21 protein-coding genes are annotated in these 24710 nt (G+C 74.5%); 13 read left to right on the top strand and 8 right to left on the bottom strand.

Features of this window, described 5'->3' with window-relative positions; translation table 11 throughout:
- Window positions 1-41: 41 nt before the first annotated feature.
- The gene (locus HOY81_RS13735) at window positions 42-1802 is read left to right on the top strand and encodes a ThuA domain-containing protein (RefSeq protein WP_237320625.1); all 1761 of its coding nucleotides are present in this window, start codon (window positions 42-44) and stop codon (window positions 1800-1802) included.
- A gap of 85 nt (window positions 1803-1887) precedes the next feature.
- Here the strand turns inward: HOY81_RS13735 and HOY81_RS13730 are convergent, their stop codons facing one another.
- On the bottom strand, window positions 1888-3003 hold the full coding sequence (locus HOY81_RS13730) for a transaldolase family protein (RefSeq protein WP_237320624.1): 1116 nt from the start codon (window positions 3001-3003) through the stop codon (window positions 1888-1890).
- Window positions 3004-3279: 276 nt separating this feature from the next.
- On the opposite strand from HOY81_RS13730, the gene wrbA reads away from it, so the two are divergent.
- Entirely contained in the window at window positions 3280-3903 is a 624-nt protein-coding gene (gene wrbA, locus HOY81_RS13725) for an NAD(P)H:quinone oxidoreductase (RefSeq protein WP_237320623.1), read from the top strand.
- Between the two features lie 343 nt (window positions 3904-4246).
- Here the strand turns inward: wrbA and HOY81_RS13720 are convergent, their stop codons facing one another.
- The gene (locus tag HOY81_RS13720; protein WP_237320622.1) at window positions 4247-5215 is read right to left on the bottom strand and encodes a pirin family protein; all 969 of its coding nucleotides are present in this window, start codon (window positions 5213-5215) and stop codon (window positions 4247-4249) included.
- A 357-nt stretch (window positions 5216-5572) separates the two neighbouring features.
- Between HOY81_RS13720 and HOY81_RS13715 the strand changes: the two genes are divergently transcribed.
- The 11 genes from HOY81_RS13715 (at window position 5573) to HOY81_RS13665 (ending at window position 17074) form a co-directional block, all read left to right on the top strand.
- On the top strand, window positions 5573-6280 hold the full coding sequence (locus tag HOY81_RS13715; RefSeq protein WP_237320621.1) for a DsbA family protein: 708 nt from the start codon (window positions 5573-5575) through the stop codon (window positions 6278-6280).
- Between the two features lie 6 nt (window positions 6281-6286).
- Entirely contained in the window at window positions 6287-6532 is a 246-nt protein-coding gene (locus HOY81_RS13710; protein ID WP_237320620.1) for a response regulator transcription factor, read from the top strand.
- Between the two features lie 214 nt (window positions 6533-6746).
- On the top strand, window positions 6747-7847 hold the full coding sequence (locus HOY81_RS13705; protein WP_237320619.1) for a phenazine antibiotic biosynthesis protein: 1101 nt from the start codon (window positions 6747-6749) through the stop codon (window positions 7845-7847).
- Window positions 7847-9289: an aldehyde dehydrogenase family protein gene (locus tag HOY81_RS13700; RefSeq protein ID WP_237320618.1), complete on the top strand. Its 1443-nt coding sequence runs from the start codon at window positions 7847-7849 to the stop codon at window positions 9287-9289. The genes HOY81_RS13705 and HOY81_RS13700 overlap by 1 nt, the downstream gene beginning before the upstream one ends.
- Before the next feature lie 306 nt (window positions 9290-9595).
- Window positions 9596-10768 (top strand): 3-deoxy-7-phosphoheptulonate synthase, encoded by a 1173-nt coding sequence (locus tag HOY81_RS13695; RefSeq protein WP_237320617.1) that lies wholly within the window; start codon window positions 9596-9598, stop codon window positions 10766-10768.
- 228 nt (window positions 10769-10996) lie between these two features.
- Window positions 10997-11770 (top strand): 2,3-dihydro-2,3-dihydroxybenzoate dehydrogenase, encoded by a 774-nt coding sequence (locus HOY81_RS13690; RefSeq protein WP_237320616.1) that lies wholly within the window; start codon window positions 10997-10999, stop codon window positions 11768-11770.
- 85 nt (window positions 11771-11855) lie between these two features.
- On the top strand, window positions 11856-12500 hold the full coding sequence (locus tag HOY81_RS13685; RefSeq protein ID WP_237320615.1) for an isochorismatase family protein: 645 nt from the start codon (window positions 11856-11858) through the stop codon (window positions 12498-12500).
- Complete coding sequence (locus tag HOY81_RS13680; RefSeq protein WP_237320614.1) at window positions 12497-14434, top strand: anthranilate synthase family protein; 1938 nt, start codon at window positions 12497-12499, stop codon at window positions 14432-14434. Before HOY81_RS13685 ends, HOY81_RS13680 begins: the two co-directional genes overlap by 4 nt.
- A complete protein-coding gene (locus HOY81_RS13675) occupies window positions 14431-14916 on the top strand; it encodes a YdhR family protein (protein ID WP_237320613.1) in 486 nt (161 codons plus the stop codon). Before HOY81_RS13680 ends, HOY81_RS13675 begins: the two co-directional genes overlap by 4 nt.
- Window positions 14917-15041: 125 nt before the next feature.
- Entirely contained in the window at window positions 15042-15779 is a 738-nt protein-coding gene (locus HOY81_RS13670) for an SDR family oxidoreductase (RefSeq protein WP_237320612.1), read from the top strand.
- A gap of 104 nt (window positions 15780-15883) precedes the next feature.
- Entirely contained in the window at window positions 15884-17074 is a 1191-nt protein-coding gene (locus tag HOY81_RS13665) for a 3-hydroxybenzoate 6-monooxygenase (RefSeq protein WP_237320611.1), read from the top strand.
- Window positions 17075-17171: 97 nt separating this feature from the next.
- On the opposite strand, the gene HOY81_RS13660 is transcribed toward HOY81_RS13665, so the two are convergent.
- The 6 genes from HOY81_RS13660 to HOY81_RS13635 form a co-directional block, all read right to left on the bottom strand.
- Window positions 17172-18467 carry an acetyl-CoA carboxylase biotin carboxylase subunit family protein gene (locus HOY81_RS13660; RefSeq protein ID WP_237320610.1) on the bottom strand — a complete coding sequence of 432 codons (1296 nt, stop codon included), beginning with the start codon at window positions 18465-18467 and terminating at the stop codon, window positions 17172-17174.
- Window positions 18464-19393: an ATP-grasp domain-containing protein gene (locus tag HOY81_RS13655; RefSeq protein ID WP_237320650.1), complete on the bottom strand. Its 930-nt coding sequence runs from the start codon at window positions 19391-19393 to the stop codon at window positions 18464-18466. The genes HOY81_RS13660 and HOY81_RS13655 overlap by 4 nt, the downstream gene beginning before the upstream one ends.
- 310 nt (window positions 19394-19703) lie before the next feature.
- Window positions 19704-21110: an MFS transporter gene (locus HOY81_RS13650; protein ID WP_237320609.1), complete on the bottom strand. Its 1407-nt coding sequence runs from the start codon at window positions 21108-21110 to the stop codon at window positions 19704-19706.
- 223 nt (window positions 21111-21333) lie between these two features.
- Complete coding sequence (locus tag HOY81_RS13645) at window positions 21334-22416, bottom strand: amino acid--tRNA ligase-related protein (protein ID WP_237320608.1); 1083 nt, start codon at window positions 22414-22416, stop codon at window positions 21334-21336.
- Window positions 22413-22955: a YbaK/EbsC family protein gene (locus tag HOY81_RS13640; RefSeq protein WP_237320607.1), complete on the bottom strand. Its 543-nt coding sequence runs from the start codon at window positions 22953-22955 to the stop codon at window positions 22413-22415. The genes HOY81_RS13645 and HOY81_RS13640 overlap by 4 nt, the downstream gene beginning before the upstream one ends.
- A gap of 274 nt (window positions 22956-23229) precedes the next feature.
- A complete protein-coding gene (locus HOY81_RS13635; RefSeq protein WP_237320606.1) occupies window positions 23230-24453 on the bottom strand; it encodes a class I SAM-dependent methyltransferase in 1224 nt (407 codons plus the stop codon).
- Window positions 24454-24710 lie beyond the last annotated feature (257 nt).

Below are 24710 nucleotides of genomic sequence, written 5' to 3'. Positions count from 1 at the left end.
CGACACGACTCGACACCGCATCCGAGAGGAAGCGAACCGCTGTGTCCACGACACTGACCAGACTCGCCAGAGCGGCCGCCGGCGCACTCCTGTGCGCCGCGGCCCTGCCCGCCACGGCGGTCGCCGCACCGTCGCCGGAGGCACCCGCCCCCGGCGACGCGGCGCCCGCCGCCGACCCCGCCTACCAGGTGCTGGCCTTCTCCAAGACGGCCGGCTACCGGCACGGCTCCATCGACGAGGGGCTGACCGCGCTGCGGGAGCTCGGCGCCGCGCACGACTTCACCGTCGATGCCACCGAGGACGCCGCCGCCTTCGACAGCGCGAACCTCGCGCAGTACGAGGCCGTGGTCTTCCTCTCCACCACCGGGGACGTCCTGAACGCCGCCCAGCAGGAGGCGTTCGAGGGGTACATCCGGGACGGCGGCGGCTACGTGGGCGTGCACGCCGCCGCCGACACCGAGTACGACTGGCCCTTCTACGGCGGCCTGGCCGGGGCGTACTTCGCCTCGCACCCGCACATCCAGCCGGCCACCGTGGTGGTGGAGGACCGGGCCCACCCGGCCACCGCCCACCTCGGGGAGGGCTGGCAGCGTACCGACGAGTGGTACAACTACCGCAGCAACCCGCGGGAGCGCGCCCGGGTGCTGGCGTCCCTGGACGAGTCGTCCTACGAGGGCGGCACGATGGGCGGGGACCACCCGATCGCCTGGTGCCAGGAGTACGAGGGCGGGCGGTCCTTCTACACCGGCGGCGGCCACACCGAGGCCTCCTTCGCCGACCCGGCCTTCCGGCAGCACCTGCTCGGCGGCATCCGCTGGGCCGCCGGCGCCGCCCAGGCCGACTGCCGCCCGGAGACCGGCTACACGCCGCTCTTCGACGGCACCGGGCTGGACGGCTGGACGCAGGCCGGGCCCGGCTCCTTCACCCTGGAGGACGGCACCCTCACCTCCCAGGGCGGCATGGGACTGCTCTGGTACGAGCAGCAGGAGTTCTCCTCGTACTCCCTGAAGCTGGACTGGCGGATGGCCGGTGACGACAACTCCGGCGTCTTCGTCGGCTTCCCCGCCTCCGACGACCCGTGGTCCGCGGTGGACAACGGCTACGAGATCCAGATCGACGCCACCGACGCACCGGAGCGCACCACCGGGGCGGTCTACGGCTTCCAGTCCGCCGACCTCGCCGCCCGGGACGCGGCCCTGAACCCGCCGGGGGAGTGGAACACCTACGAGATCCGGGTCGAGGGGGAGCGGCTGCGCCTCTGGCTGAACGGCACCCTGATCAACGACTTCACCAACACCGACCCCGTGCGCAGCCTCGCCGACGGGTACATCGGCCTGCAGAACCACGGCGACAGCGACGAGGTCTCCTTCCGCGACATCCGGATCAAGGAGCTCGGCTCCGGTCCGGACCCGGGTCCGGTGTCGGGGCCGATCACGGGGATCGGGGGGAAGTGTGTGGATGTGGCCGGTGGTGACGCGTCGGACGGTACGCAGGTGCAGTTGTGGTCGTGCAACGGTTCGGCGGCGCAGGAGTGGTCGTTGCCGGGTGACGGGACGGTGCGGGCGCTGGGGAAGTGCCTGGATGTGTCCGGTGGCGGTACGGCGGACGGTACGAAGGTGCAGGTGTGGTCGTGCAACGGGACGGGTGCGCAGGTGTGGGAGGCGCATGCGGACGGTTCGCTGGTGAATCCGCAGTCGGGGAAGTGTCTGGATGCGGAGGGGGTGTCCTCGGCGGACGGGACGCGGCTGCATCTGTGGTCCTGTCACGGCGGGGAGAACCAGCGCTGGGTCCTGCCCGGGTGACGCCCGGCCGGCCCTGACGCACGGTCCCGCCCCGACGCCACCCTCCGGGGCGGTACCGGCACCGCCCGGCGCCTGACGACACCGGTCAGGCGCCGGGCATCTCCAGCAACTGCGCCACGCTCTCCCGGAGCTGCTCCCACAGCGTCCGCCGGCTCGCGCAGGCCTCCCGCTCCAGCTCGGCCGCCACCGCCTCGTAGGAGACGCCGAAGTCCCGCAGCGCGTCCAGATCCTGGCGGGCACTCACATGGCGGCCGGAGAGCGTGTCGCCGCCCAGCAGCGCGTGCGCGGCGACCGCCTCCAGCGTCCCCTCGGTCATCGCGCAGGTCACGCCCCAGGCCACCAGCCCGTCCGCGTAGCGGGTGTCGGGCCCGGCCGGGCCCAGCGCCTCCGTCGCCGTCCAGACGACCTGCGGCGGCCGGGCGCCGCGCTCCGCCAGCGGCCGCCACCGCTCGCCGCCCAGCGCCCGTTCGTAGGCGCGGTAGACCAGCCGGGCGTGGGCCTGTGCGGCCCGGCCCATCGGCGGGCGGCCCGGCGGGGCGCCCGCGGCGGCGAGCCGGGCGTCCACCGCGGCGTCGACCGGACCGACCGGTACCGAGACCGCGGTGCCGATCACGGACAGGTCCCGGCCCGCGGCGGCGGCCCGCTCCAGCCCGTCGAACATGGCGTCGAAGACCTGCCGGCACCGCCCGGCGTGGAAGACGCAGGTGGCGTCGACACCGATGCCCTCGGCGAGCAGCCCGGTGACGACCGGCAGGGTCTCGTCCGACACCGGCACCTTCAGCAGCAGGTTGGGCCGGTCCACGGCCCACCAGGCGGCCCGCCCCTCGGCCAGCATGGTCCGCGGCGGGGTGTGCGCGGTGTCGATGGAGACCAGGCCCAGGCCGTGCCGGCCGGTCCGGTAGGAGGGCAGCAGGACGTCGCAGGCCCAGCGGGCGTCGAAGGAGACCAGCCGGCGGGCGGCCTCCCCGGCGGTGATGCCCCGCTGGGCGAAGTCCGCGAACTGCGGGCGGTAGGCCGGGGCCCACACCTCCTTGGCGGTGTCGCCCGCGGAGGCGGTCAACCCGGTCAGCGAGCGCTCCTCGACCAGCCGCGCGAGCCGCCCGGAGCTGAGCAGCTCCCGGTCGAGCCCGTCGAGCCAGATCCCCACACCCTCCGCTCGCAGCCGCGTCAGGCAGTCGCTTGCGGGCGGGCGGGCGTCCATGGGGACGGGACTCCTCTCCCGGCTCCGGAAAGCCGAGCGAGCGGCGGGGGGAAGGTGAGCGGTCCCTCCGACGATAGATCACACCGGCAGCCCTGCACCGGGTCGTGCGGCGTACTTCGTCAAGTAGCCGCGCCGGACGGCCGGGTCACGCAGCCGGACGGCGGCGACCTGACGGAGTCCGGCGCCGCCGATGGCAGCCCGTACGCCGGTCCGCCCAGAATGCGGATCACCCCGTGTCCCAGCGGGGCGCCCGACAACCGAGGGAGCGCACAGCCCGTGACCAACGTAGCCGTCATCTACTACTCGTCCACCGGTAACGTCCACAAGCTGGCCACCGCCGCGGCCGAGTCCGCCGAGAAGGCGGGCGCGGAGGTGCGGCTGCGCCGGGTCGCCGAGCTGGCGCCGGAGGCCGCCATCCAGGGCAACCAGGCGTGGGCCGACCACGTCGCCGCCACGGCGGACGTGGCCACCGCCGAGCTGGCGGACCTGGACTGGGCCGACGTGGTGCTCTTCGGCACGCCGACCCGCTTCGGCCTGCCGGCCGCGCAGCTCAAGCAGTTCATCGACACCGCAGGCGGCCTGTGGTTCCAGGGCAAGCTGGTGAACAAGGTGGTCTCCTCGTTCGCCTCCACCTCCACCGCGCACGGCGGCCAGGAGAGCACCCTGCTCGCCCTGAACAACACCTTCTACCACTGGGGCGCCATCATCGTGCCGCCCGGCTACGCGGACCCCGTGATGTTCGCCGAGCAGAACGGCAACCCCTACGGTGCCAGCAGCATCTCGTCCAACGAGCCGGGCAACGTGCACCAGGAGAACATCGCCTCCGTGGAGTTCCAGGCCCGCCGGGCGGTGGAGATCGCCACCGCGCTGAAGAAGGGCCTCGCGGCGCTCGAAGACTGAGCGCCGGTGACCCGGGCGGAGGGAAGCGGAGCGGGGACCAGGGCCGGGCCGGCCCTGGTCCCCGCTCCGCGTGCGGCCCGCTCCCGTGTGACGCGAGCTCTCCTTCGGCGCGACGTTCCGCGCGCACGTTCCGGGCGAATCCTCCGCGCGCACGCTCCGCGCGAGCGGCCCTCGTCCGTGCGAGGGGCGTGCGGGCCGTGCCCCGGTCCGTCCCCTCGGCGGAGCGCCGGCCCGGCCGTCAGGAGCCGGGCCGGCCGTCTGTGGTGCCGGCCGCTCGCGCCGTCCCGCGCCCCGTGGGATACGCGCGACGGGTGGGCGTCCGCGCGCGCCGCCGGCGGGGGTGTCAGCCGTCCGACGCGAGCGCGGGCACGGCGCCGATGCGGCCGCTCTGGTAGTCCGCCACCGCCTCGACGATCTCCTCCCGGGTGTTCATCACGAACGGCCCGTACTGGGCGATGGGTTCGCGGATCGGCCGCCCGCCGAAGAGCAGCACGTCCAGCGTGCCGGCCGGGCCCTCCTGGTGCTCGGCGGCGGTCACGGTGAGCGCGTCCCCGGCGCCGAAGCAGGCGAGCTGCCCCTCCACCAGCGGCCGCTCGCCGGACCCGAAGGTGCCGAGCCCCTGCACGACGTAGCCGAAGGCGTTGAACGGGCGGGGCCAGGGCAGCTCCAGCCGGGCGCCGGGGCCGAGCGTGGCGTGCAGCAGCAGGATCGGCGTCACGGTCCGGCCGGGCCCGGTGTGCCCGTCCAGCTCACCGGCGATCAGCCGGACCAGGGCGCCGCCGTCGGCGGAGGCGAGCAGGGTGAGGGAGGTGCCGCACAGGTCCTGGTAGCGCGGCGGGTCCCACTTGTGGCGCGCCGGGAGGTTCACCCAGAGCTGGAAGGAGTGCATCACGCCGCCGCGGGCCAGCATCCCCTCGGTGGGCATCTCGTCGTGCAGGATGCCGGAGCCGGCGGTCATCCACTGGGTGTCGCCGTCCTCGATGACGCCGCCCCCGCCGTGCGAGTCCTGGTGGGCGATGGCCCCGTCCAGCACGTAGCTGACGGTCTCGAAGCCGCGGTGCGGGTGCCAGGGCGCGCCCTTGGCGTCGCCCGGTGCGTACTCCACGGAGCCGATGTGGTCGAGCATCAGGAAGGGGTCGGTGCGCTGCGGCGGCAGGGCACCGGGGAAGACCCGGCGGACCGGGAAGCCCGCCCCCTCGGTGCCGTGCTGCGCGGTGACGACCCCCACGGCCTTGCGCGGGGCGGCGAGGCCGGGACCGGGCCGGCTGATCCGGTCGAGCAGCAGCAGATCGTCGACGGTGACGGCAGGCATCCCACTTCCTTCGTTCGGCGCGGCGCCGGACCAGGGCCGCGGGAGAGCACACGTGCGGCCAGGCTTGCGGGCGCGCAGCCCGGCGGCCAACGGCGCGCACGGGACTCCGTCAGGTCGGCTCGTCCGGGCAGGGTGCGCACACCTGGGGGAACGTGCTCACTTGACGAAGTGCCGGAGGCGAGGGGCGCCGAGCGCCCCCACGGCTACACCATGTGAGGTCATGGCCCCGGCGTGGTGGCACCCGCGTACTCCCGGGCCGCCGTGCCCGGCGGCGCGCCGCCGGTGCCGGACAGCGGCAGGGGGCACGGAGGGCGCCGCCGTACGGGCACCCGCGGAACCGAACGAGGAGAGCGCAGCATGACCGACGCCACCATCGCCGCCGACCCGGGAACGGTCACCGTCTGGTCCGACATCGGCTGTCCCTGGGCCAGCCTGGCCCTGCACACGCTGCGGGCCACCGCCCGCGCGCGGGGCCAGGAGCTGCTGATCGACCACCGGGCCTTCCCGCTGGAGCTGTTCAACAGCCAGCCCACGCCGAAGTTCATCGTGGAGCCCGAGGTCATCGTGATCGGTGCGCACCGTCCCGAGCTGGGCTGGCGGGTGTGGTCGGGCGCCGAGTCGGACTACCCGTCCACCACGCTGCCCGCGCTGGAGGCCGTACAGGCCGCCAAGGACCCCGCCGTGGGCGGGCTGCGCGGCAGCGACCAGCTCGACGCCGCGCTGCGCCACGCGTTCTACGCGCAGAGCCGGTGCATCAGCGTCCCCTCGGTCATCCTCGGACTCGCCGAGGAGTGCCCGGCGGTGGATGCCCCGGCGCTCGCCGGGGCCATGGAGCGCGGCGCGGGCCGCGCCGAGGTGTACGCGCACTGGCGGATCGCGGAGGGGCCGCAGATCCAGGGCAGCCCTCACCTGTTCACGGCGGGCGGCTTCGCCGCGCACAACCCCGGCGCGCACTTCGCCTGGACGGGCGACCCGCAGCAGGGCGGGCTGCCCCGGCTGGACGGCTACGACGCCTCCTGGGCCGAGAAGCTGCTGGACGGCCTGCGGGAGGAGAAAGGACGGTAACCGAGCATGAGCCGAACGGGGACGCGAGGCAGGCGGGCCGGTCCGCGGACCGGTTGGCACAGCCTCACCGAGGCCGAGCTGCGCGTGGCGCGGCTGGTCGCGCTGGGGCTCTCCAACCGGGCGGTGGCGGCCGAACTCGTCCTGTCCCGGCACACGGTGGATTCCCATCTGCGGCACATCTTCCGCAAGCTCGGGGTCAACAGCCGGGTCCAGGTGGCCCGGCACGCGCTGCTGCACGAGACCCCGCGCTGACCGCGGAGAGCGCCGGCCCCGCTCCTACCGAGCGGCCGTGAAGACGCGCGCCGGGCCCTTGGGAAAAGGGCGCGCCGCGCGTGTTCCGGCGCGTCCCCGTGCCCTTCTCCGGCACCTGACACAGTCACCGGGCGCCGGTTGTCCGGTCCCTGCGCAAAGCCATTGATTGATGGGGTAGCCCGTCGTTTTCACCGAATCGACCCTGAGGAGAACGATGTCGTCCGCCGCCGACCCCATTCTGGAAATGCCTTTCGACGCCCAGCCCGACCCGGACGCCTTTCTGCGTGCCGCGCTGCGCTGGCACTTCTCGCCGGAGACCGGCTCGCCCTTCTGGCTGCGGATAGCGGAGACCCTGGACTTCGACCCGGTCGCCGACATCCGCAGCTACGACGACCTGACCCGCTTCCCCAACGTGGCCGGCCGGCTGCGCGAGGTCCCGGTCCGGGACCTCGTCCCGCGCGGATACGGCCCCGACCCGGAGATCATCGGGATCTACGACAGCGGCGGCACCACCGGCGCCCCCAAGCGGGTGGTGATGCTGCGCGAGTGGCTGGACATGCTGCTGGCCCACAGCAGCGCCCAGCTCGACGCGCACGGCGTACCGCGCGGCGTGGACTGGGCGCTGTGCATCCCCTCCGGCCCGCACATGGTCGGGGAGACCTTCCACCGGCTGGTGAAGCACCGGGGCGGCCTGCCCTTCCCGGTGGACGTGGACCCGCGCTGGGTGAAGAAGCTCATCGGGCGCGGGGCGAAGGCGGAGGCCGAGGCGTACACCGAGCACCTGGTGGACCAGCTCGCCCCCACCCTCCAGTCGCAGGAGATCGGGGTGCTCATGCTCACCCCGCCCACCCTGGAGCGGCTCAGCCGGCGCGACGACCTGGTGGAGCTGGTACGCAAGAAGGTCAAGGCGATCATGTGGGTCGGCACCCAGCTCGACGCCGACACCCGCCACCTCTACCGCACCGAGCTCTTCCCGGACGCCGCCTTCGTCAGCGGCTTCGGCAACACCATGACCCTCGGCCACGTCACCGAGCGGCCCGGCCTGAGCGACGACGAGCCCTGCGTCTACGACCCGTTCTCGCCGTACATGACCTACAACGTCATCGACGGCGACACCGGGCGGCCGGTGCCGTACGGCGAGCGCGGCCGGATCGTCATGCACTACGTCGGCAAGAGCCTGCTGCTGCCGAACAACCTGGAGCGCGACTACGGCACCCGCATCCGGCCGCTGCCCGGGCAGACCGGGGACGCCATCGCCGACGTCGCCCCGGTCAAGGAGTTCGACAACGAGACGGTCATCGAAGGGGTCTACTGATGGCGGGCCCGCGGATCGCCCCCGAGGCCTCCCCCGCACCCGCCGGCCCCGGCGAGGACGCCGGGGCCGGGGAGGCACCCCCGGTCCAGTTGGAGGCGCTCGGCCCGCGCGGCGCCTACCGCGCCCGCAAGCGGCTCACCGTGCCCGACGTCGCCGGCCGGCCGGTCGCCGAACTGAGCGTCGTCCCGCAGCTCTTCGTCGGCCGTGCGCTGACCGCGCTGCGCCGTGCGGAGAACCTGCCCGAGGAGGAGCGGCTGGCCGCGCTGGCCCGGGCCGCCCGCGTCTTCCGGGAGGGCACCGTCGGCGGGCTCTCCTACGACGCGTACGAGCGCCTGGTCAGCCGGGTCTCCGGGGTGTCCCGTACCGCGGTGCGCGCCGCGGCCGACGAGATCGCCACCGCCGCGCACCGGGCGCACTTCGCGGCGCGGCACGCCCGCCCCACCGGGGCGGTGGCCGACTGGCGGGACCCGCTCACCCGCACCGGGCGCGCGGTGTGGACCCGCCGCGGCGACGTCCTGGCCGTGCACGCCGCGGGCAACCACCCGGCGCCGCACGCGCTGTGGCTGGAGGCGCTCGCCCTGGGCTACCGGATCGCCGTACGCCCCTCGCGGCGCGAGCCGTTCACGCCGCACCGGCTGGTCGCGGCGCTGCGGGCGGCGGGCTTCGCGGACGACCAGGTCGCCTGCCTGCCCACGGACCACGCCGTCGCGGGCGAGGTGCTGGCCGGCGCCGACCTGGGCGTCGTCTACGGCGGCGACGACGTGGTCCGCCGGTACGCCGGCGACGCCCGGGTGCTGGCGCAGGGACCCGGCCGCTCCAAGGTGCTCCTCACCGCGGACACCGACTGGCGCGACCACCTGGACGTGCTGGTCGACTCCGTCGCCCACCACGGCGGGGTCAAGTGCGTCAACACCACCGCGGTCTTCGTCGAGGGCGACCCGGCGCCGGTCGCCGAGGCGCTGGCCGAGCGGCTGGCCCGGCTGCCGAGCCTGCCGCCGGAACATCCGGACGCCGTACTGCCGGCTCAGCCGGCGGCCGCCGCCCGTGCCCTGGAGGAGCATCTGCTGACCCAGGCCAAGGGCGCCACGGCCTGGCTCGGCGGCGACGGCGTGGTGGACGAGCTGCCCGGCGGCGGGGCGGTGCTGCGGCCCGCCGTGCACCAGCTCGACCGCGGTGACGCCCGGGCCGGCATCGAGCTGCCCTTCCCGTGCGTCTGGGTGGCCCCGTGGACGCCGGAGGACGGCCTCGCCCCGCTGCGCGACACCCTGGTGCTGGGCGCCTTCACCGAGAACGCCGGGCTGGTCGACGCGCTGGTGGCGGAGCCCACGGTGGCCAACGTCTACCTCGGCGACCACCCGACGCACTGGATGGAGCCCGGGACGCCGCACGACGGCTATCTGGGCGAGTTCCTCATGCGCACCAAGACCGTCATCCGCGACTGAGGCCCCGCCCGCGGCTTCCCTCCGCCGCGGCACCCGCCGCGGCACCCGCCGCGGGCCCGCGCCGCGGCCTCCCGCGCAGCGCCGGCGGCACCGGAAATCCGGTGCCGCCGGCGCTTTTCGCGCCTTCCGGCACCGCGTGAATACGTGACACCGAATATCCGAATTCACGGTCCGGGGCATCACGTATATTCGCCATTCTGCTTTTTCCGCGGGCAGTGCCGGACCTGACGAAGTCCGGCGCCTCTCTTTTTCCGTGCGGAGTTCCGCCGCCCAGAATTCTGGTCAGTCCGACAACGGGAGGCATTGGTGGAGAAGGATCTCGCATTCCTCCGTGAGCTGCCGGCCCGGCAGCAGCCCGACTGGGGGAATCCACAGGTTGTCGAGGAAGTACGGGACGAACTGGCGCGGCGGCCCGCGCTCGTCACCTTCGAGGATGTGCGCACCCTGCGCGGCCTGCTCGCCCGGGCCGCCGCCGGCGAGGTCCAGATCGTGCAGTCGGGGGACTGCGCGGAGGACCCGGCCGAGTGCACCAGCGGCTATGTCGCCCGGAAGTCCGGGCTGCTCGACGCCCTCGCGGGCGTCATGCGGATGTCCACGCACAAGCCCGTGCTGCGGGTCGGCCGGATGGCCGGTCAGTTCGGCAAGCCGCGCTCCTCGCCCACCGAGGTCGTGGACGGCGTCGAGCTGCCGGTCTACCGCGGGCACATGGTCAACAGCCCGGAGCCCGACCCGGAGCGCCGCCGCCCCGACCCCCGCCGCATGCTGGCGGGCCACGACGCCGCACGGCGCGCCGTGGAGTACCTGGGGTGGACCGGCGGCGAACGGGCCCGCCGGGTCGCGCCGCCGGTGTGGACCAGCCACGAGGCGCTGTTGCTGGACTACGAGATCCCCCAGGTGCACCGGGACCCGGACGGCCGTCCCGTGCTCACCTCCACCCACTGGCCGTGGATCGGCGAACGCACCCGCCAGCCCGACGGCGCCCATGTCGCCCTGCTGGCCCACGTGGCCAACCCGGCGGCGTGCAAGGTCGGCCCGGCGATGGAACCGGACGAGCTGCTCGCCCTGTGCGCGCGGCTGGACCCCGCACGGGAGCCCGGCCGGCTCACCCTCATCGCCCGCATGGGCGCCGGGGCCGTGGCCGAGCGGCTGCCCGCCCTGGTCACCGCGGTGCGGGAGGCCGGCCACCCCGTCGTCTGGCTCACCGACCCCATGCACGGCAACACCGTGTGCACCGCGGAGGGCTTCAAGACCCGGCTGGTCGAGACGGTGACGCACGAGATCGCCGAGTTCCAGCGGGCGGTGTACGGGGCCGGCGGGGTGCCCGGCGGGCTGCACCTGGAGACCACCCCGGACGACGTCTCCGAGTGCGCCGCGGACGAGGACGCCCTCTCCCGCGTCGGCGACAAGTACACGAGCTTCTGCGACCCGCGGCTGAACCCGCGGCAGGCGCTGACGGTCGCGGGCGCCTGGCAGGTCTGAGACCCGGCCCGCCGGTCCGGGGCGGCCCCTTCGGGGCGTCGTCGCCCCTCACCGCCCCACGGGGCGCGGACCGGCGGACGACTCCGGGCCCGTGCGGCGCCGGAGCCGAGGCCCCCGGTGGCCGGCCCCGGCCCGGTGGGCCCGGTGATCCGGCCCGAGCCGACCCCCCGAGGGGACGGCATGTCGACACCCACCGGCGGATGCGGTGGATGCCCCGAAAGGAGCCACATGGAAGAGAAGGTCGCTCTCGTCACCGGCGCGGCCGGCGGCATCGGCGAGGCCGTCGTACGGACCCTGGGCGAGCGCGGTGCACGGGTCGCCGCGGTGGACCGGGACGGTACCCGGCTCGCCGAGACCGTGGAGAAGATGCAGGCCGACGGGCTCGACGTGGAGGCGTTCGCCGGCGACGTGACGTCGAGCCCCGACGTCGAGTCCCTGGTCGGCCTGGTGGAACGGCGGTTCGGCACACCCGACTTCCTGGTCAACGCGGCCGGCGTGCTGCGGCTGTCCGAAGCCCGGGCCCTCACCGACGACGACTGGTCGGCCACCTTCGCGGTGAACACCACCGGGGTCTTCTTCGTCTCCCGGGCGGTGGTCAACCGCATGATCGCCGCCGGCCGGCGCGGCGCCGTCGTCACGGTCGCCTCCAACGCCGCCAGCACGGCCCGGGTGGAGATGGCCGCCTACGCCGCCTCCAAGGCGGCCGCGACGATGTTCACCAAGTGCCTGGGGCTGGAGGTCGCCCGGGACGGCATCCGCTGCAACCTGGTCGCCCCCGGCTCCACCGACACCGCGATGCTCAGCTCGATGTGGGCCGACGACACCGGACGCAAGGGCACCATCGAGGGCCGCGCCGAGGCGTACCGGGTGGGCATTCCGCTCGGCAAGCTGGCCCGCCCCAAGGACGTGGCCGACGCCGTCGCCTTCCTCCTCTCCGACGAGGCGGGCCACATCACCATGCACGACCTCACCGTCGACGGCGGCGCGGCGCTCGGCGTCTGAGCCGCGCCGGGCCGCGGTCCCGCGCCCGTAGCAACGACAGCCGTCCGCACCGCGGCCGGCCGGACCGGACCTGGAGGACACCACCATGGCCGGAATACCCGAGATCGAACCCTATCCGCTGCCCGCGCCGGGCGACCTGCCGGAGAACACCGCCCGCTGGACGGTCGACCCGGCACGTGCCGTCCTGCTCGTGCACGACATGCAGCGCTACTTCCTGCGGCCCCTGCCCGGCACCCTCCGGGACGAGCTGGTGCGCAACGCCGCCGGACTGCGCGAGGCGGCGGCCGCCGCCGGCATGCCCGTCGCCTACACCGCCCAGCCGGGCGGCATGACCCCGGAGGAACGCGGCCTGCTCCGCGACTTCTGGGGCCCCGGGATGACCCCCGAGCCCGCGGACCGCCGGGTCGTGGACCCGCTGGCGCCCCGGCCCGGCGACTGGGTCTTCACCAAGTGGCGCTACAGCGCCTTCCACCGCACCGACCTGCTCGCCCGGCTCCGCGAGGCCGGCCGGGACCAGCTCGTGCTGTGCGGGGTCTACGCCCATGTGGGGGTGCTGATGACCGCCTGCGACGCCTTCAGCCACGACATCCGCACCTTCCTGGTCGCCGACGCGGTCGCCGACTTCTCGGCCGCCGACCACCGGCTCGCCGTGGAGTACGCCGCCCGCCGCTGCGCGGCCGTCACCACGGCCAAGGAGATCGTCACCGGACTGGAGAGGGGGCAGCGATGACCGGACCGGCAGGCGGCGCCGCGCCGCCCGACGACCTGCTCGCCCGGGTGCTGGACGGCCGCCACGCCGCCTACGCCCTGCTGCACCGCCCGGAGACCGCGGGCCGGGGGCTGCTGGAGGTGGTGGCCGGCGAGGCCGGCACGGCCCGTACGCTCGCGGACGTTCCGCTGCCCGGCCAGGACGCCGCGGCGACGGCACCCGGCGGGGCCGTGGAGCCCCCGGCGGGCGGCCCCCGCCACGACGTACTGGCGCTCGTCCCCTACCGGCAGCTCGCCGAGCGCGGCTTCGACGCGCCCGACGACGGCGCCCCGCTGCTCACCGTGACCGTCGCGGAGCAGCAGACCCTGGCGCTCGCCGAGGCGCTGCCGCGCCTGCCCGACGAGCCGATCGAGGTGACCGAGGGCGGCTTCGACGTCTCCGACGAGGAGTACGCGGCCACCGTGAAGCGCGTCGTGACGGACGAGATCGGCACCGGCAAGGGCGCCAACTTCGTCATCAAGCGGTCCTTCGTCGCGGACATCACCGGCTACACGCCGCGCAGCGCCCTCACCTTCTTCCGGCGGCTCCTGGAACGGGAGGCCGGCGCCTACTGGACGTTCCTGGTCCGCACCCGCGACCGCACCCTGGTCGGCGCCTCCCCGGAGCGGCACGTCAGCCTGCACGACGGCACCGCCGTGATGAACCCCGTCAGCGGCACCTACCGCTACCCGGCGGGCGGCCCCTCGCTGCCCGAGGTCATGGACTTCCTCGCCGACCGCAAGGAGGCCGACGAGCTGTACATGGTCGTCGACGAGGAACTCAAGATGATGGCCCGCTTCTGCCCGGAGGGCGGCCGCGTGGAGGGCCCCTACCTCAAGGAGATGGCCCGGCTCGCCCACACCGAGTACGTCCTCACCGGCCGCTCGGACCGGGACGTGCGGGAGATCCTCCGGGAGACCCTCCTCGCCCCGACCGTGACCGGCAGCCCGCTGGAGAGCGCCGCCCGGGTGCTGGCCCGCTACGAGCCGGAGGGCCGCGGCTACTACAGCGGGGTCGCCGCGCTCATCGGCCGGGACGCCGCCGGCGCCCGCACCCTGGACTCGGCCATCCTCATCCGCACCGCCGACATCGACCGGCGCGGGCGGGTACGGATCGGGGTCGGCGCCACCCTGGTGCGCCACTCCGACCCGCTCTCCGAGGTCGCCGAGACCCGGGCCAAGGCCGCCGGGCTGCTCGCCGCCCTCACCGAGCGCCGGGCCGGCGGCCTGGGCGGGCACCCGACCGTACGGGCCGCGCTGGAGCGGCGGAACGCCACCCTGGCGGGCTTCTGGCTGGCCCCGGAGGAGGACCGGACGCGGGTGCCGGTGCCCGGGCTGGCGGGGCGCCGGGTGCTGGTGGTGGACGCCGAGGACACCTTCACCGCGATGATCGCCCACCAGCTCCGCTCGCTGGGGCCGGAGGTGACGGTCCGCCGGTTCGACGAGCCGCACGACACCGCGGAGTACGACCTGGTGGTGATGGGCCCCGGGCCCGGCGACCCGCGGGACCTGGCGCACCCCAAGATCGCACACCTGCACGCCACCCTGCGCCGGATGCTCCACACCCGGCAGCCCTTCCTCGCGGTGTGCCTGAGCCACCAGGTGCTCGGCACCCTGCTCGGCTTCGACCTGATCCGCCGGGACGTGCCCAACCAGGGCGTGCAGCGCACCATCGACCTCTTCGGGGAGCGGGTCCGGGTCGGCTTCTACAACACCTTCGCGGCCCGCAGCGAGGAAGACAAGGCGGAGGTGGAGGGCGTCGGCGTGGTGGAGGTGAGCCGCGATGCGGACAGCGGAGAGGTGCACGCGCTGCGCGGGCCCGGCTTCGCCTCCATGCAGTTCCACGCCGAGTCGCTGCTCACCGAGGACGGACCGCACCTCACCGCCGGCCTGCTGCGGGAGGTGCTCGGCACGTGAAAGCCGTCGTCGCCTGGTGGGATCTGCCCGGGCCGGATTCCGGACGCACCGTGGCCGCGCTGCGCGGATTCCTGCGGAACGAGGCCGTGCCGCGATTCGCGGAATTCCCGGGACTGCGGCTGAAATTCTGGATATCCGACGCGGAGCGCGGACGCTGGGGCGCCGTCTTCCTCTGGGAGTCGGAGGCCGCCGCGCGGCAGCCGCTGCCCACGCGCGCCGCCGAGATCCTCGGCTCCCCACCCACGTCGGTGCACCGCTTCGACGTGGAGGCCGCGGTCGAGGGCGTCCACACGACCCCCGACCTCACCGGGCTCGGGCTCGCCTTCGCGGCCGCCGGCGGGGCCGCGCAGTACGGCGCCACGGGGGGCGCGGCCGGGGCTCCGGCCCCGGCCGCCGCCCCGCCTCCGGGCGGCGACGGGCCCGGCGGCGGCCGGGCGGCAGACGCCGGGACGACGCACATTCCGGAGCTCTTCCCGTTCTGACGCCTTTCTTTCTGACGAAGTCGAATTGGCCTCGTTGACCGGAATTGGTCCGGTTGCCGACAGTCGATTCCACAGCCTTTCCGGCGGCAGCGCGCCGGTGCCCAGCGGGAAACAGGAGACATGACATGCCTGCACGATTCGACGGCAAGGTCGCACTGGTCTGGGGTGGTGGTGTCATCAGCCGCGCCGGCGCGCTGGCGTTCGCCCGGCAGGGCGCCAGCGTGGTGGTCGCCGGTGCCGACACCGAGGACCTGGAGACCACGGTCAAGCTCATCCGGCACGAGGGCGGCGAAGGCGCCGCGGTGGCCGCCGACATCACCCAGGACGGTTCGGCCGCCGCCGTCCGCATGGTGGCCGAGGCGGCCGGGCAGTACGGGCCCCTCGACATCGCCTTCAACAACGCCACCCTCTCCGGCCCCAGCCAGCCCGTCGCGGAGATCTGCGAGAACGTCTGGGCGGAGACCCTCGCCCACAACCTCACCGGCGTGTGGCTGACCATGAAGCACGAGATCGCCCACATGCGGCAGCACGGCGGCGGGGTGATCGTCAACACCGCCTGCAACCTCGCCAGCAACGGCCTGCTGCCGGGGCTCGGCGCCTACGCGGCCTCCAAGGCCGCGCTGGCCACCCTCACCCGTACGGCGGCCGGCGAGTACATCGGCGAGGGCATCCGCATCAACGCCATCAGCCCCGGGCCGACCCACGAGCCCGCCCCGGACGGGAGCGTCCCGGAGCCCCACGAGCCCGGGGGCGGCGGCGCCTCCCCGGAGGAGGTCGCCGACACGGTGCTGTGGCTCTGCTCGGAGGCCGCCGGCTTTGTCGTCGGCCACGACCTCGTGCTCGACAAGCAGCGCGCCGCCTGACCGGCGGCACACCGCGACCGACCGACCGACGACGCGGCCCGTCCCCGTACGGCGACGGCCCGCCCCCACCGGCCAAAGCCGGCGGCCCCTTACCAGGAGGACTGATGGCGAAGATACTCATCGCGGGCGGCGGCATCGGCGGCCTCGCCGCCGCGCTGGCCACCGCCGAGCGCGGGCACCGGGTGACCGTCCTGGAGCGCTGGGACTCCTTCACGGAGCTCGGCGCCGGCATCCAGCTCGGGCCCAACGCCTTCCACGCCCTGGACCGGCTGGGCGTGGGCGAGCAGGTGCGGGCCCGCGCCGTCTTCATCGACGAGCTCCGCTTCATGGACGGCACCACCGACGAGAAGGTGCAGTCCATGCCGCTCACCGGCGCCTACCGGGAGCGCTTCGGCAACCCGTACGCCGTCGTGCACCGCACCTGCCTGTTCGAGCCGCTGCTCGAGGCCTGCCAGGCCCGGGACGGCATCGAACTGCGGGCGAACAGCCCCGTCGCCCGCTACGAGCAGGACGGCACCGGTGTCACCGCGGTGCTCGGCACCGGCGAGCGGATCACCGGGGACGTGCTGATCGGCGCGGACGGCATCCGCTCCACCGTCCGCGCCCAGATGCTCGGCGACGGCGAGCCGCGGGTGTCCGGGCACACCATCTACCGTTCCGTCATCCCGATGGCGGAGGTCCCCGAGGACCTCCGCTGGAACACCGTCACCCTGTGGGCCGGACCCAAGTGGCACTTCGTGCACTACCCGATCGGCAGCGGCAAGTACCTCAACCTGGCCGCCACCCGGGACGACGCCGCCACCGAGGCCGTCGCCGGCGTGCCCGCCGACCGGGAGCACGTGCTCGGCGAGTTCCCGGACCTCGGCCCGGTCGCCCGGCGGCTGCTGGAGCTCGGCCGGAACTGGAAGTCCTGGGTGCTCTGCGACCGGGAGCCCGCCGACCGCTGGACCGACGGCCGGGTCGCGCTGCTCGGCGACGCCGCCCACCCCATGCTCCAGTACGCGGCCCAGGGCGCCTGCCAGGCCCTGGAGGACGCGGTGGTCCTCGGCGCCCTGCTGGACGGCCCGGCCGACGAGGCCGTGCAGCGGCTGGAGAAGTACAGCGCGGTGCGCCGGGAACGCACCGCCGCGGCCGCCCTGGTGGCCCGGGAGATGGGCCGGCAGCTCTACCACCCGGCGGGCGAGGCGGCAGCGGAGCGCAACCGCATGCTCCGGGCACTCTCCGCCGAGGACCTCTACCACAAGGTCCAGTGGCTGCACGGCGAGCGGGACTTCGGCTCCGGCAGCGAGGACTGACCGGCGGCGGCACACCGCCGGCACACGGAAGCGCCGGGCGGCCCGGGGGACGGGCGGCCCGGCGCTTCCGTGCGCGCGGCACGCGGCCGGACGGCTGCTACGCCGCGCTGCCCTCGGGGACCCGGAGAGCGGCGGGCTCGTAGGTGAAGGGCTGGTAGCCGGCCAGGGCCCGGAAATCGCGGGAGAGCGCCGCGAAGTCCGCGTTCCACACCAGGAAGGTGCCGCCGACCGTCACCAGGTCGGAGGTGCGGGCCACCCGGTCGCCCGGCCGCACCGTCCAGCGCATCTCGTAGGCGCTCTCCAGCTCCGGCTCCACCAGCTCCCGGATCACGCCCTCGCGCAGCGGCAGGCAGGCGTCGAAGCAGTAGACCTGCTCGCCCTCCCACGGCCGGGAGCGCACCCCGCTCTCGATGCCGAAGGCCAGGTTGACCAGGGCCAGCCCGTAGTGCCGCTGCATCGCCGCCAGCCCCGACATCCCCTTGAACCGGGCGCCGACCTCCAGGAAGACCAGCTCGTCGGAGGCGGTGCGGAAGAGTTCCAGGTGCGAGGCGCCGTCCGGGCGGCCCAGCGCGTCCAGGGCCCGGCCGGCGAAGGCCACCATGCGGCCCACCCGCGGGTCGTCGTCCAGCAGGTTGATGTCGGCGTTCACCCGGCCCTCCGCCACCTCGGAGGAGTTCACCAGATACTCCGTGACGCCGCCGAAGACGGTCCGTCCGCCCGCCGAGACGATGTTCACGCTGTAGAGCGTGCCGTCGACGAACTCCTCGTACTCGTAGGCGCGCCCCAGCTCGCCGCCGGCCGGCAGCGCGGCGAAGTCCGCCCAGGACTCCACGAAGACGACGCCGAGGGAGCCGGCGGCGTCGGTCGGCTTGAGCACGAACGGCAGCCCGACCTCGCCCACCAGCCGGTCGAAGTAGGCCCGTGCTCCGGCCGCGTACCGGGCGGGCTCCCAGCGCCCGAAGGCCGGCACCCGCACCCCCGCGGCCGCCACCCGGCGCTTCATCTCCAGCTTGTCCAGGAACGGCACGATGTCCGCCGGCCGCGGCCCGTCCAGGTCCAGCCGCTCCCGGATCCGGGCGGCCGCCAGCAGGTTCTGCTCGGCGTAGCAGTGCACGGTCGGTGCCGGGCCGTGCCCGGCCTCCGCCGACACGCCCGCCACCACGTCGGCGGCCGCGTCCGCGTCGACCTGCGGCACCAGCAGCGGTTCCGGGTCGGGCGCCGAGCCCGGCACCAGACGGATCGCGTCGAACCAGCCGCGCTGCTCCGCGGTCAGGTGCTCGGCCGCGTCCCGCTCGGTGCTCACCAGGACCAGCCGTACGCTGCCGGGCTCCTCGAACAGTCCCGGGTCGAAGGCTTCCAGGCCACGGGTGCCGATGATCACTGCCGTCTTCACGCGAGTGCTCCTTCCGTTGCGGGTGCTGCGGGCTCGGGGGGCGCCCCGCGTCCGTGCGCGGGGGCCGCGGGGGCGAGGTGTGCGGGGGCGATCAGGTGGTTGTTCGGGTTGTCGCCGAGCGGGACGCCGTTGACGGTGGTGCGGCGCCGGGCGGCGAGCAGGTCCCGGTGCAGGGCGGCGGGTGAGCCGGCGGCCAGCACGAACATGGCGACCGTGTCGAGCTGGTCCGACCGGCCGGAGAGCGGCCCCGGCTCCTGGAGCAGCCGCGGCAGCAGCGCCTCCGGCGGGAACCCGACGTCCCGCAGCCGGGTGGTACCGGGCGGCGGCAGCAGCCAGGTGTCGGCGGCGCAGCGCCCGGTCGGCCGGAGCGCGGCGGTGTCCGGAGCCCGGCCGCAGCCCAGGTCGGTGAGCAGCCGCTCGTAGGGGGTGCCGAAGACCAGCGAGAAGGTCGGCACGGCCGCGACGCCGGCGGCCCGCGGGTTGAAGTCGATCAGTTCCACCGGCCCGTCCTCCGGCACCATGACCTCCAGGTGGGTGGGGCCGTGGGTGAAGCCGAGCGCCCGGTGGTAGGCGTGGGCCGCCGCGGTGATCTCCGCCTGCCGCGGGTGGGCGTACGGGAAGACGGTGGCCTGTTCGACGACCCGGTCGGCGGCCAGCACGTAGCGCCCGGTGAGCCCGACGGTGTGCACGGTGCCGCCGTGCACCAGGGACTCCACGGAGAGCAGCTCGCCCTCGGCTCGCTGTTCCAGCACGAAGCGGTCGGTGGCCGGGGTGCCTCCGGGCCGGCGGCCGCCGAGGACGTAGTCACGGGTGAGCGGCGAGGCCGGCCCGTCGTGCCGGATGCGTCCGGCAGCCGCGCGCAGCGCGGCCGGGGAGGAGACGGTGAAGCAGAGTGCGCTGCCGGTGCCGTGCGCGGGCTTGAGCACGGCGGCGCCCGGGAAGTCCCAGGAGTCGCTGCGGAGCGCCGCGGTCAGCGTGGTGGAGCGCAGCCCGGTCAGTCCCGCGGCCCGCAGCCGGTCCCGTACGGCGGCCTTGTCCAGCAGGGCGCGTACCGCGGCCGGGTCGTTGCCCGGCAGGCCGGCGCGGGCGCGCAGTTCGGCGTCCCAGGGGAGGGTCGCCTCGAAGGCGGCGTAGGTACCGGCGATCTCGTACCGGGCGCAGAGGTCGTCGAGGACGGCGCGCACGGTGGTCGCGTCGGACCAGGCCGGCAGCGGCACCGTCTCGTCGACGAGTCCGTCAGGGACCCGGAACGGCCCCGTGCGCGGCAGCGGGCTCCGGTTCACCGCGACCACCGTCAGGCCGCGGGCCTTCGCCTCCTTCGCCACCAGCGTCACGTGGCCGACCACTTCGAGCAGGACGAACGCGCGCGGACGGGGCCGCGGGGGAGGGGATGCCGAGGTCTTCACGAGAGCTCCCTTGCCGGGACGGGCGCCTCGCCCCCAGCTCCCAGCAGGCGACGAGCAGCGCGATGAGGACGAGGTCCAGTGCGATGGCCCACTCGGCGCCGAGGGCGTCCATGGCGCGGGAGAAGGCGAAGCCGAGAACGGCCATCAGGCTGTACCCCACTGCGGACAGCAGCCCGACGACCGAGGAGATCCGGGCGTCCGGCGTACGGGCGATCAGCCGCTTGTACTGATGCGCCCAGATCAGCTCGCCGCCGAAGACGACGGCGACGAAGGCCAGCAGGGTCAGCGTCAGGCTGTCCTGCGCCAGCGGGACCGCCGCGTACAGCAGCGTGGCGGCGACCGCCGTGCCGAGGTTCAGCCGTCGCTGCCGGTGCTCCGGCACCAGGCCGCGGCGGCCGAGGTACTGGTAGGCGAAGACGCCGGCCGTGACGGCGACGGACTCCGCGGTGAAGAAGAGCGCGGTGCCCGGCTCGCCGAGCCCGAACCACAGCTCGGGCATGGCGGAGATCAGTACCTCGTAGGTGGCCTGGAAGGCCGTCACGGAGAGCACGATGTAGAAGAACGCGGTGCCCAGCACGGGGTCGCCGCGGACCAGCCGCACCGCCCCGGCCACCCCGGCCAGCGGGCCGCGGGCGTCCCGCCGCGCGGCGCGACGGGCCCGCGCGGTGCGCTCCCGGTGCGGCCGGACGAGGGCGAAGAGCGCAGTGGCGAGCAGGAAGGTCGCGACGTCGATGAGGACGACCGTGACCATCCCGGTGAAGCGCAGCAGCACGGTGCCCACCGCGCCGGCGGCGGCGACGGCGATGAAGAGGCTGGAGTTGAAGACCGCGGAGAAGGTGTCGGTGCCCTCCTCGTCGAAGAACTGCACCAGGCCCTTCACCCGGGCGGTGTTCACCGCACTGTTGAGCAGCGCCCGCAGGAAGATCACCGCGACGGCCAGCGGGAACCGTTCGGGGGTCAGGCAGGCCAGGAACGCGGTGGTGACCGCGGCGGCCGTGACGTTCAGCACCAGCAGCAGCCGCCGTGCGTCCGCCCGGTCGATGAACGACGCCGCCAGCAGCCCCACGAAGAGGTTGGCGACCCAGTCGGCGGCGAAGACGGCGGAGGCCAGGGTGGCGCTGCCGGTCTCGCCGTAGACGTAGGCCACGTACGAGATCATCAGCAGCTTGGAGCCGAAGAGCGAGATGAACGAGGCCGCATAGCTGAGCAGGAAGTTGCGGTCCAGATAGACGCTCATGGCGGGGCTCTCCGGTTCCGGGAGGCGGGCGAGGGGCGCGCGGGAGGGCTGCGGGACGGGTGGAGCGGAGCGACGGGGAGCGGACGCGCTCCCCGGGGCGGGGGAGTCCCCGGGGAGCGCGGTCCGGGCCCTCCGGCGGAGCGGGGCGGGGAGTCCCCCGCTCCGGCAGGAGGGCGGTCGGGCGTGGCCGCGGGGTCCGGGAGGGACCCGCGACGGGGAGGCGTCAGGGGCGGTGGACGCTCCGCGGCCACGCACGGTCCTCGTCCACCCGGGAGACCAGCGGGAGGTCCCGGATGTCGTGGTGGTTCAGCACCCACATGAGGAAGCGCTCCATGCCCATCCCGAAGCCCGCGGTGCGCATCGGGTGGCGGTACTTCATCTCGGCGTACCAGGCGTAGTCCCGCTCCGGGACGTCGTGCAGGGCCAGCGCCTTGCGGATCTCCTCACCGGTGGCGTGCCGCTCGCCGGAGCCGACGACCTCGCCCATCCCGAAGAAGAGGTCGGCGTTGGCCGCCGTGCGGTGGTCGGGGTCGCCGAACGCCTGGTAGAAGGGGACCGACAGGTGGTCGAAGTGCGTCACCCAGAGGAACTCGCTGACGGTCTCCATCAGCTTGTGCTCACCCTTGCGGGTGAGGGTGCGCCAGGTGCCCTCGTCCCGTACGCAGCCCTCCTCGCCCTCCAGCAGCGAGACGGCCTCCTCGAAGGTGATGCGGGCGAACGGGCCCTCGTGACGGGCCATCCGGTCCAGGTGCGAGGTGTCGCCGGCGGCGAGTGCCACCCGGTCGCCGTAGGTCTCCAGCACCGCCTTCGCGAGCGCCTTCACATAGCCCTCGACGTAGTCGATCAGGTCGTCCAGGCCGCCGGGGATCTCCGCCTCGCTGTGGCTGTACTGGCCGAGGTGGGTCTCGTCCGGGTCCTCGCCGCGGAACGACGGCATGACGGTGTAGCAGCCGCCGGGGGCCAGCCGGATGCCGTACTCCAGCAGGAACTGGCTGGAGTCGGGCAGATAGGTGTCCACGCCGCCGACCGTCACCGGCACCGGCTCGGAGTCGCTGCCCAGCCCGGTCGGGCAGGTGATGGTGCGGGTCGTCAGCGGAAGATACTGCGCCTTGAGACCGCGTGCCCGGGCGTATTCGACGGTGCTGGAGAGAAAGAGATCCTGGAGGTCGGAAACGAGCCGGTACCACGGGGATTCCAGTGCCCGCAGGAATTCACCGGGGGCGTTTCCCCAGGTGTGCGGCGGCCGTATCGCGGACGGCGCGACAGCGGGCGCGGTGGTGTCCTCGGCGGCGTCCAGGAGGGTCATGCGGAAACTCCGATCCGGGTTGCGGGCCGCGCGATGGCGGCCGTTTCGGGGCGGGCGAGTGCGAGATAGTCCGGGGTGCGGACGGCGAGGGAGAGGTCGAGCCGGGCGGCGCTCAGGAAGATCTCGTCGTGGTCCAGCAGGGCCGGGTCCACCACGGGGGTCAGTTCGGGGGCGAAGGAGAACGGCGGGATGCAGCCGCAGGTCGCGCCGGAGAGCCGTGCCGCCGTCTCCCGGTCGGCGAAGGCGGCGTCCCTGCCGCCGTACAGCCGGGCGAGTTCGTCCAGGTCGACGAGGCGGTCGCCGGGGACGACGGCGAGCACGTACCGGCCCGAGCGCTTGGAGAGCCGGACCCGCGCGACGATGCACTTGGCCGCCTGCGCGGGCGGGTGGCCGCGCAGCCGGCTGGCCACCTCGGTGCGGCCCTCGGGCGCGTGCGGCACCAGCCGGTAGCGGGCGCCGCCCTCTTCCAGCAGGCCGATGATGCGGCCGCACGTGCCGTCCAGATACTGCCGCGGTAAGAGTTCCAGGGGTGCCGTCATTCTCGAATTCCCTTCGATGGGGGACAGCAGGGCCGAGGGGTGCACGACTTCCCGGCGGCGGCCCCCGGTTCGGAATTACGGGAAGTGCGCTCGCGTTCCTCGCGACTACTGCGAAGACGGTATGCGGGCGTGCTGTACCGGGAAATGGGCGACGGCAGACTTCATCAAGTCCCGGCGGATGCGGAGCGTCCGGACGCCGCGCATTCCGGCGCCCGTCCGGCGCCTGTCGCGGTGTCCGGGTGGCGCGTGTTGCGGCGCCGGTGCGCCGGCAAGCTCAGGCGCCGGCCGGGTGGCCGATCAGCATCGTGGGGGCGCCGGCCGCACGGGTGAGGAAGACCGTGGCGGTGTTCGGGCCGCGCAGCCGGAGCCGGCGCCGCAACTCCTCCGGCTCCACCGCGGAGCCCCGCTTCTTCACCGTCAGGGTGCCGACCTCGCGCTCGCGCAGCAGCGCCCGCAGCCGCTTCAACTGGAACGGCTGCCCGTCGGTGATCTCGTACGCGGTGGCGTACGGGGTGGGGACGAGCGTGTCGGCGGTGACGTAGGCGATCGCCGGGTCGATCAGGCGGCCGCCGACCGCGGCCGCCACCTCCGCGACCAGATGGGCGCGGACCACGGCGCCGTCGGGCTCGTAGAGGAAGCGGCCCACCGGGCCGGCCGGCGGGTCGGGCAGGCCCGCCCCGGCCAGCGTGTCGCCCTGCGGCAGCAGGGTGGCCCGTACGCCGGGCGGCCCGCCGAACCAGAGCACCGCCTCCTTCACCTCGCCGCGGTGCGAGACCCACTCCGCCTCGGCGCCCTCCGGCACGGAGGCGTGCGGAATGCCGGGCGCCACCTTGAGCGCGGCCTGCCCGGACCGCCGGGCGGTCCCGACCGCCCAGCTCAGCGGCGGCTCGTACGCCTCCGGATCGAAGACGCGGGCGCCGCGGCGGGCGGCGCTGCGGCGCGCGGGGTCGACGAAGACGGCATCGCAGCCGCCGGTGTCCACGGAGGTCACGTCGGCCTGCCGCACCTCGATGCGGTGGGCGAGGCCGAGGGCCTCCGCGTTGGCGCGGGCGACGGTGCAGGTGAGGGGGTCCCGGTCCACCGCCAGCACGGAGATCCCGGCGCGGGCCAGGGCCAGTGCGTCGCCGCCGACGCCGCAGCCCAGGTCGGCGACGCGCCGCACGCCGCGGCCGGCGAACCGCTGCGCGCGGTGGGCGGCGACGGCGGCGCGGGTGGCCTGCTCGACGCCGTCGGGTGTGAAGAACATCCGCTCCGCGTCCGCCCCGAACTTCGCGGCGGCCCGCTGCCGCAGCCGGGCCTGCCCGAGCGCGGCGGAGACCAGCGGCGCCGGGTGGGTGCGGCGCAGCCGGGTGGCGAGGGCCAGCTCCCGGGCGGGGTCGTGGTCCCGGAGCTCCTCCAGCAGCAGCCGGCCCTCGTCGGTCAGCAAGGCGGCGAAGACGGCCGACGGGTCGTCGCCCGTGCCGGGTGCGGGTGAGTCGGATGCGGCCACATGGCTCATTCTCCCCGCCACGCCGTTCCGGCGTGGCGGGACCCCGGCGGGTCGGTGACACGATCCGGCGTTATGCGGTTTGTACGACAAAAGGGAAATATGGCTTGGCGGGCCTCGCGGCGGGCGCTGACCGCCTCGACCGTGGCCCTGCTCGCCGCCGCCTGTGCAGGGACGGCCGTCCGCCCGGAGGGGGCGGCCCCCGCGGGCGCGCAGGACGGGCCGCGCCCGCTCCAGCGGCCGAGCGGGGCCCCGCCGCACGCGCACGT

It is taken from the genome of Streptomyces sp. JJ36, assembly GCF_021696945.1.
Lineage (GTDB): Bacteria > Actinomycetota > Actinomycetes > Streptomycetales > Streptomycetaceae > Streptomyces.
The sequence above is the reverse complement of the archived record's forward strand: the minus strand, read 5'-3'. Positions and strand labels throughout refer to the sequence as shown.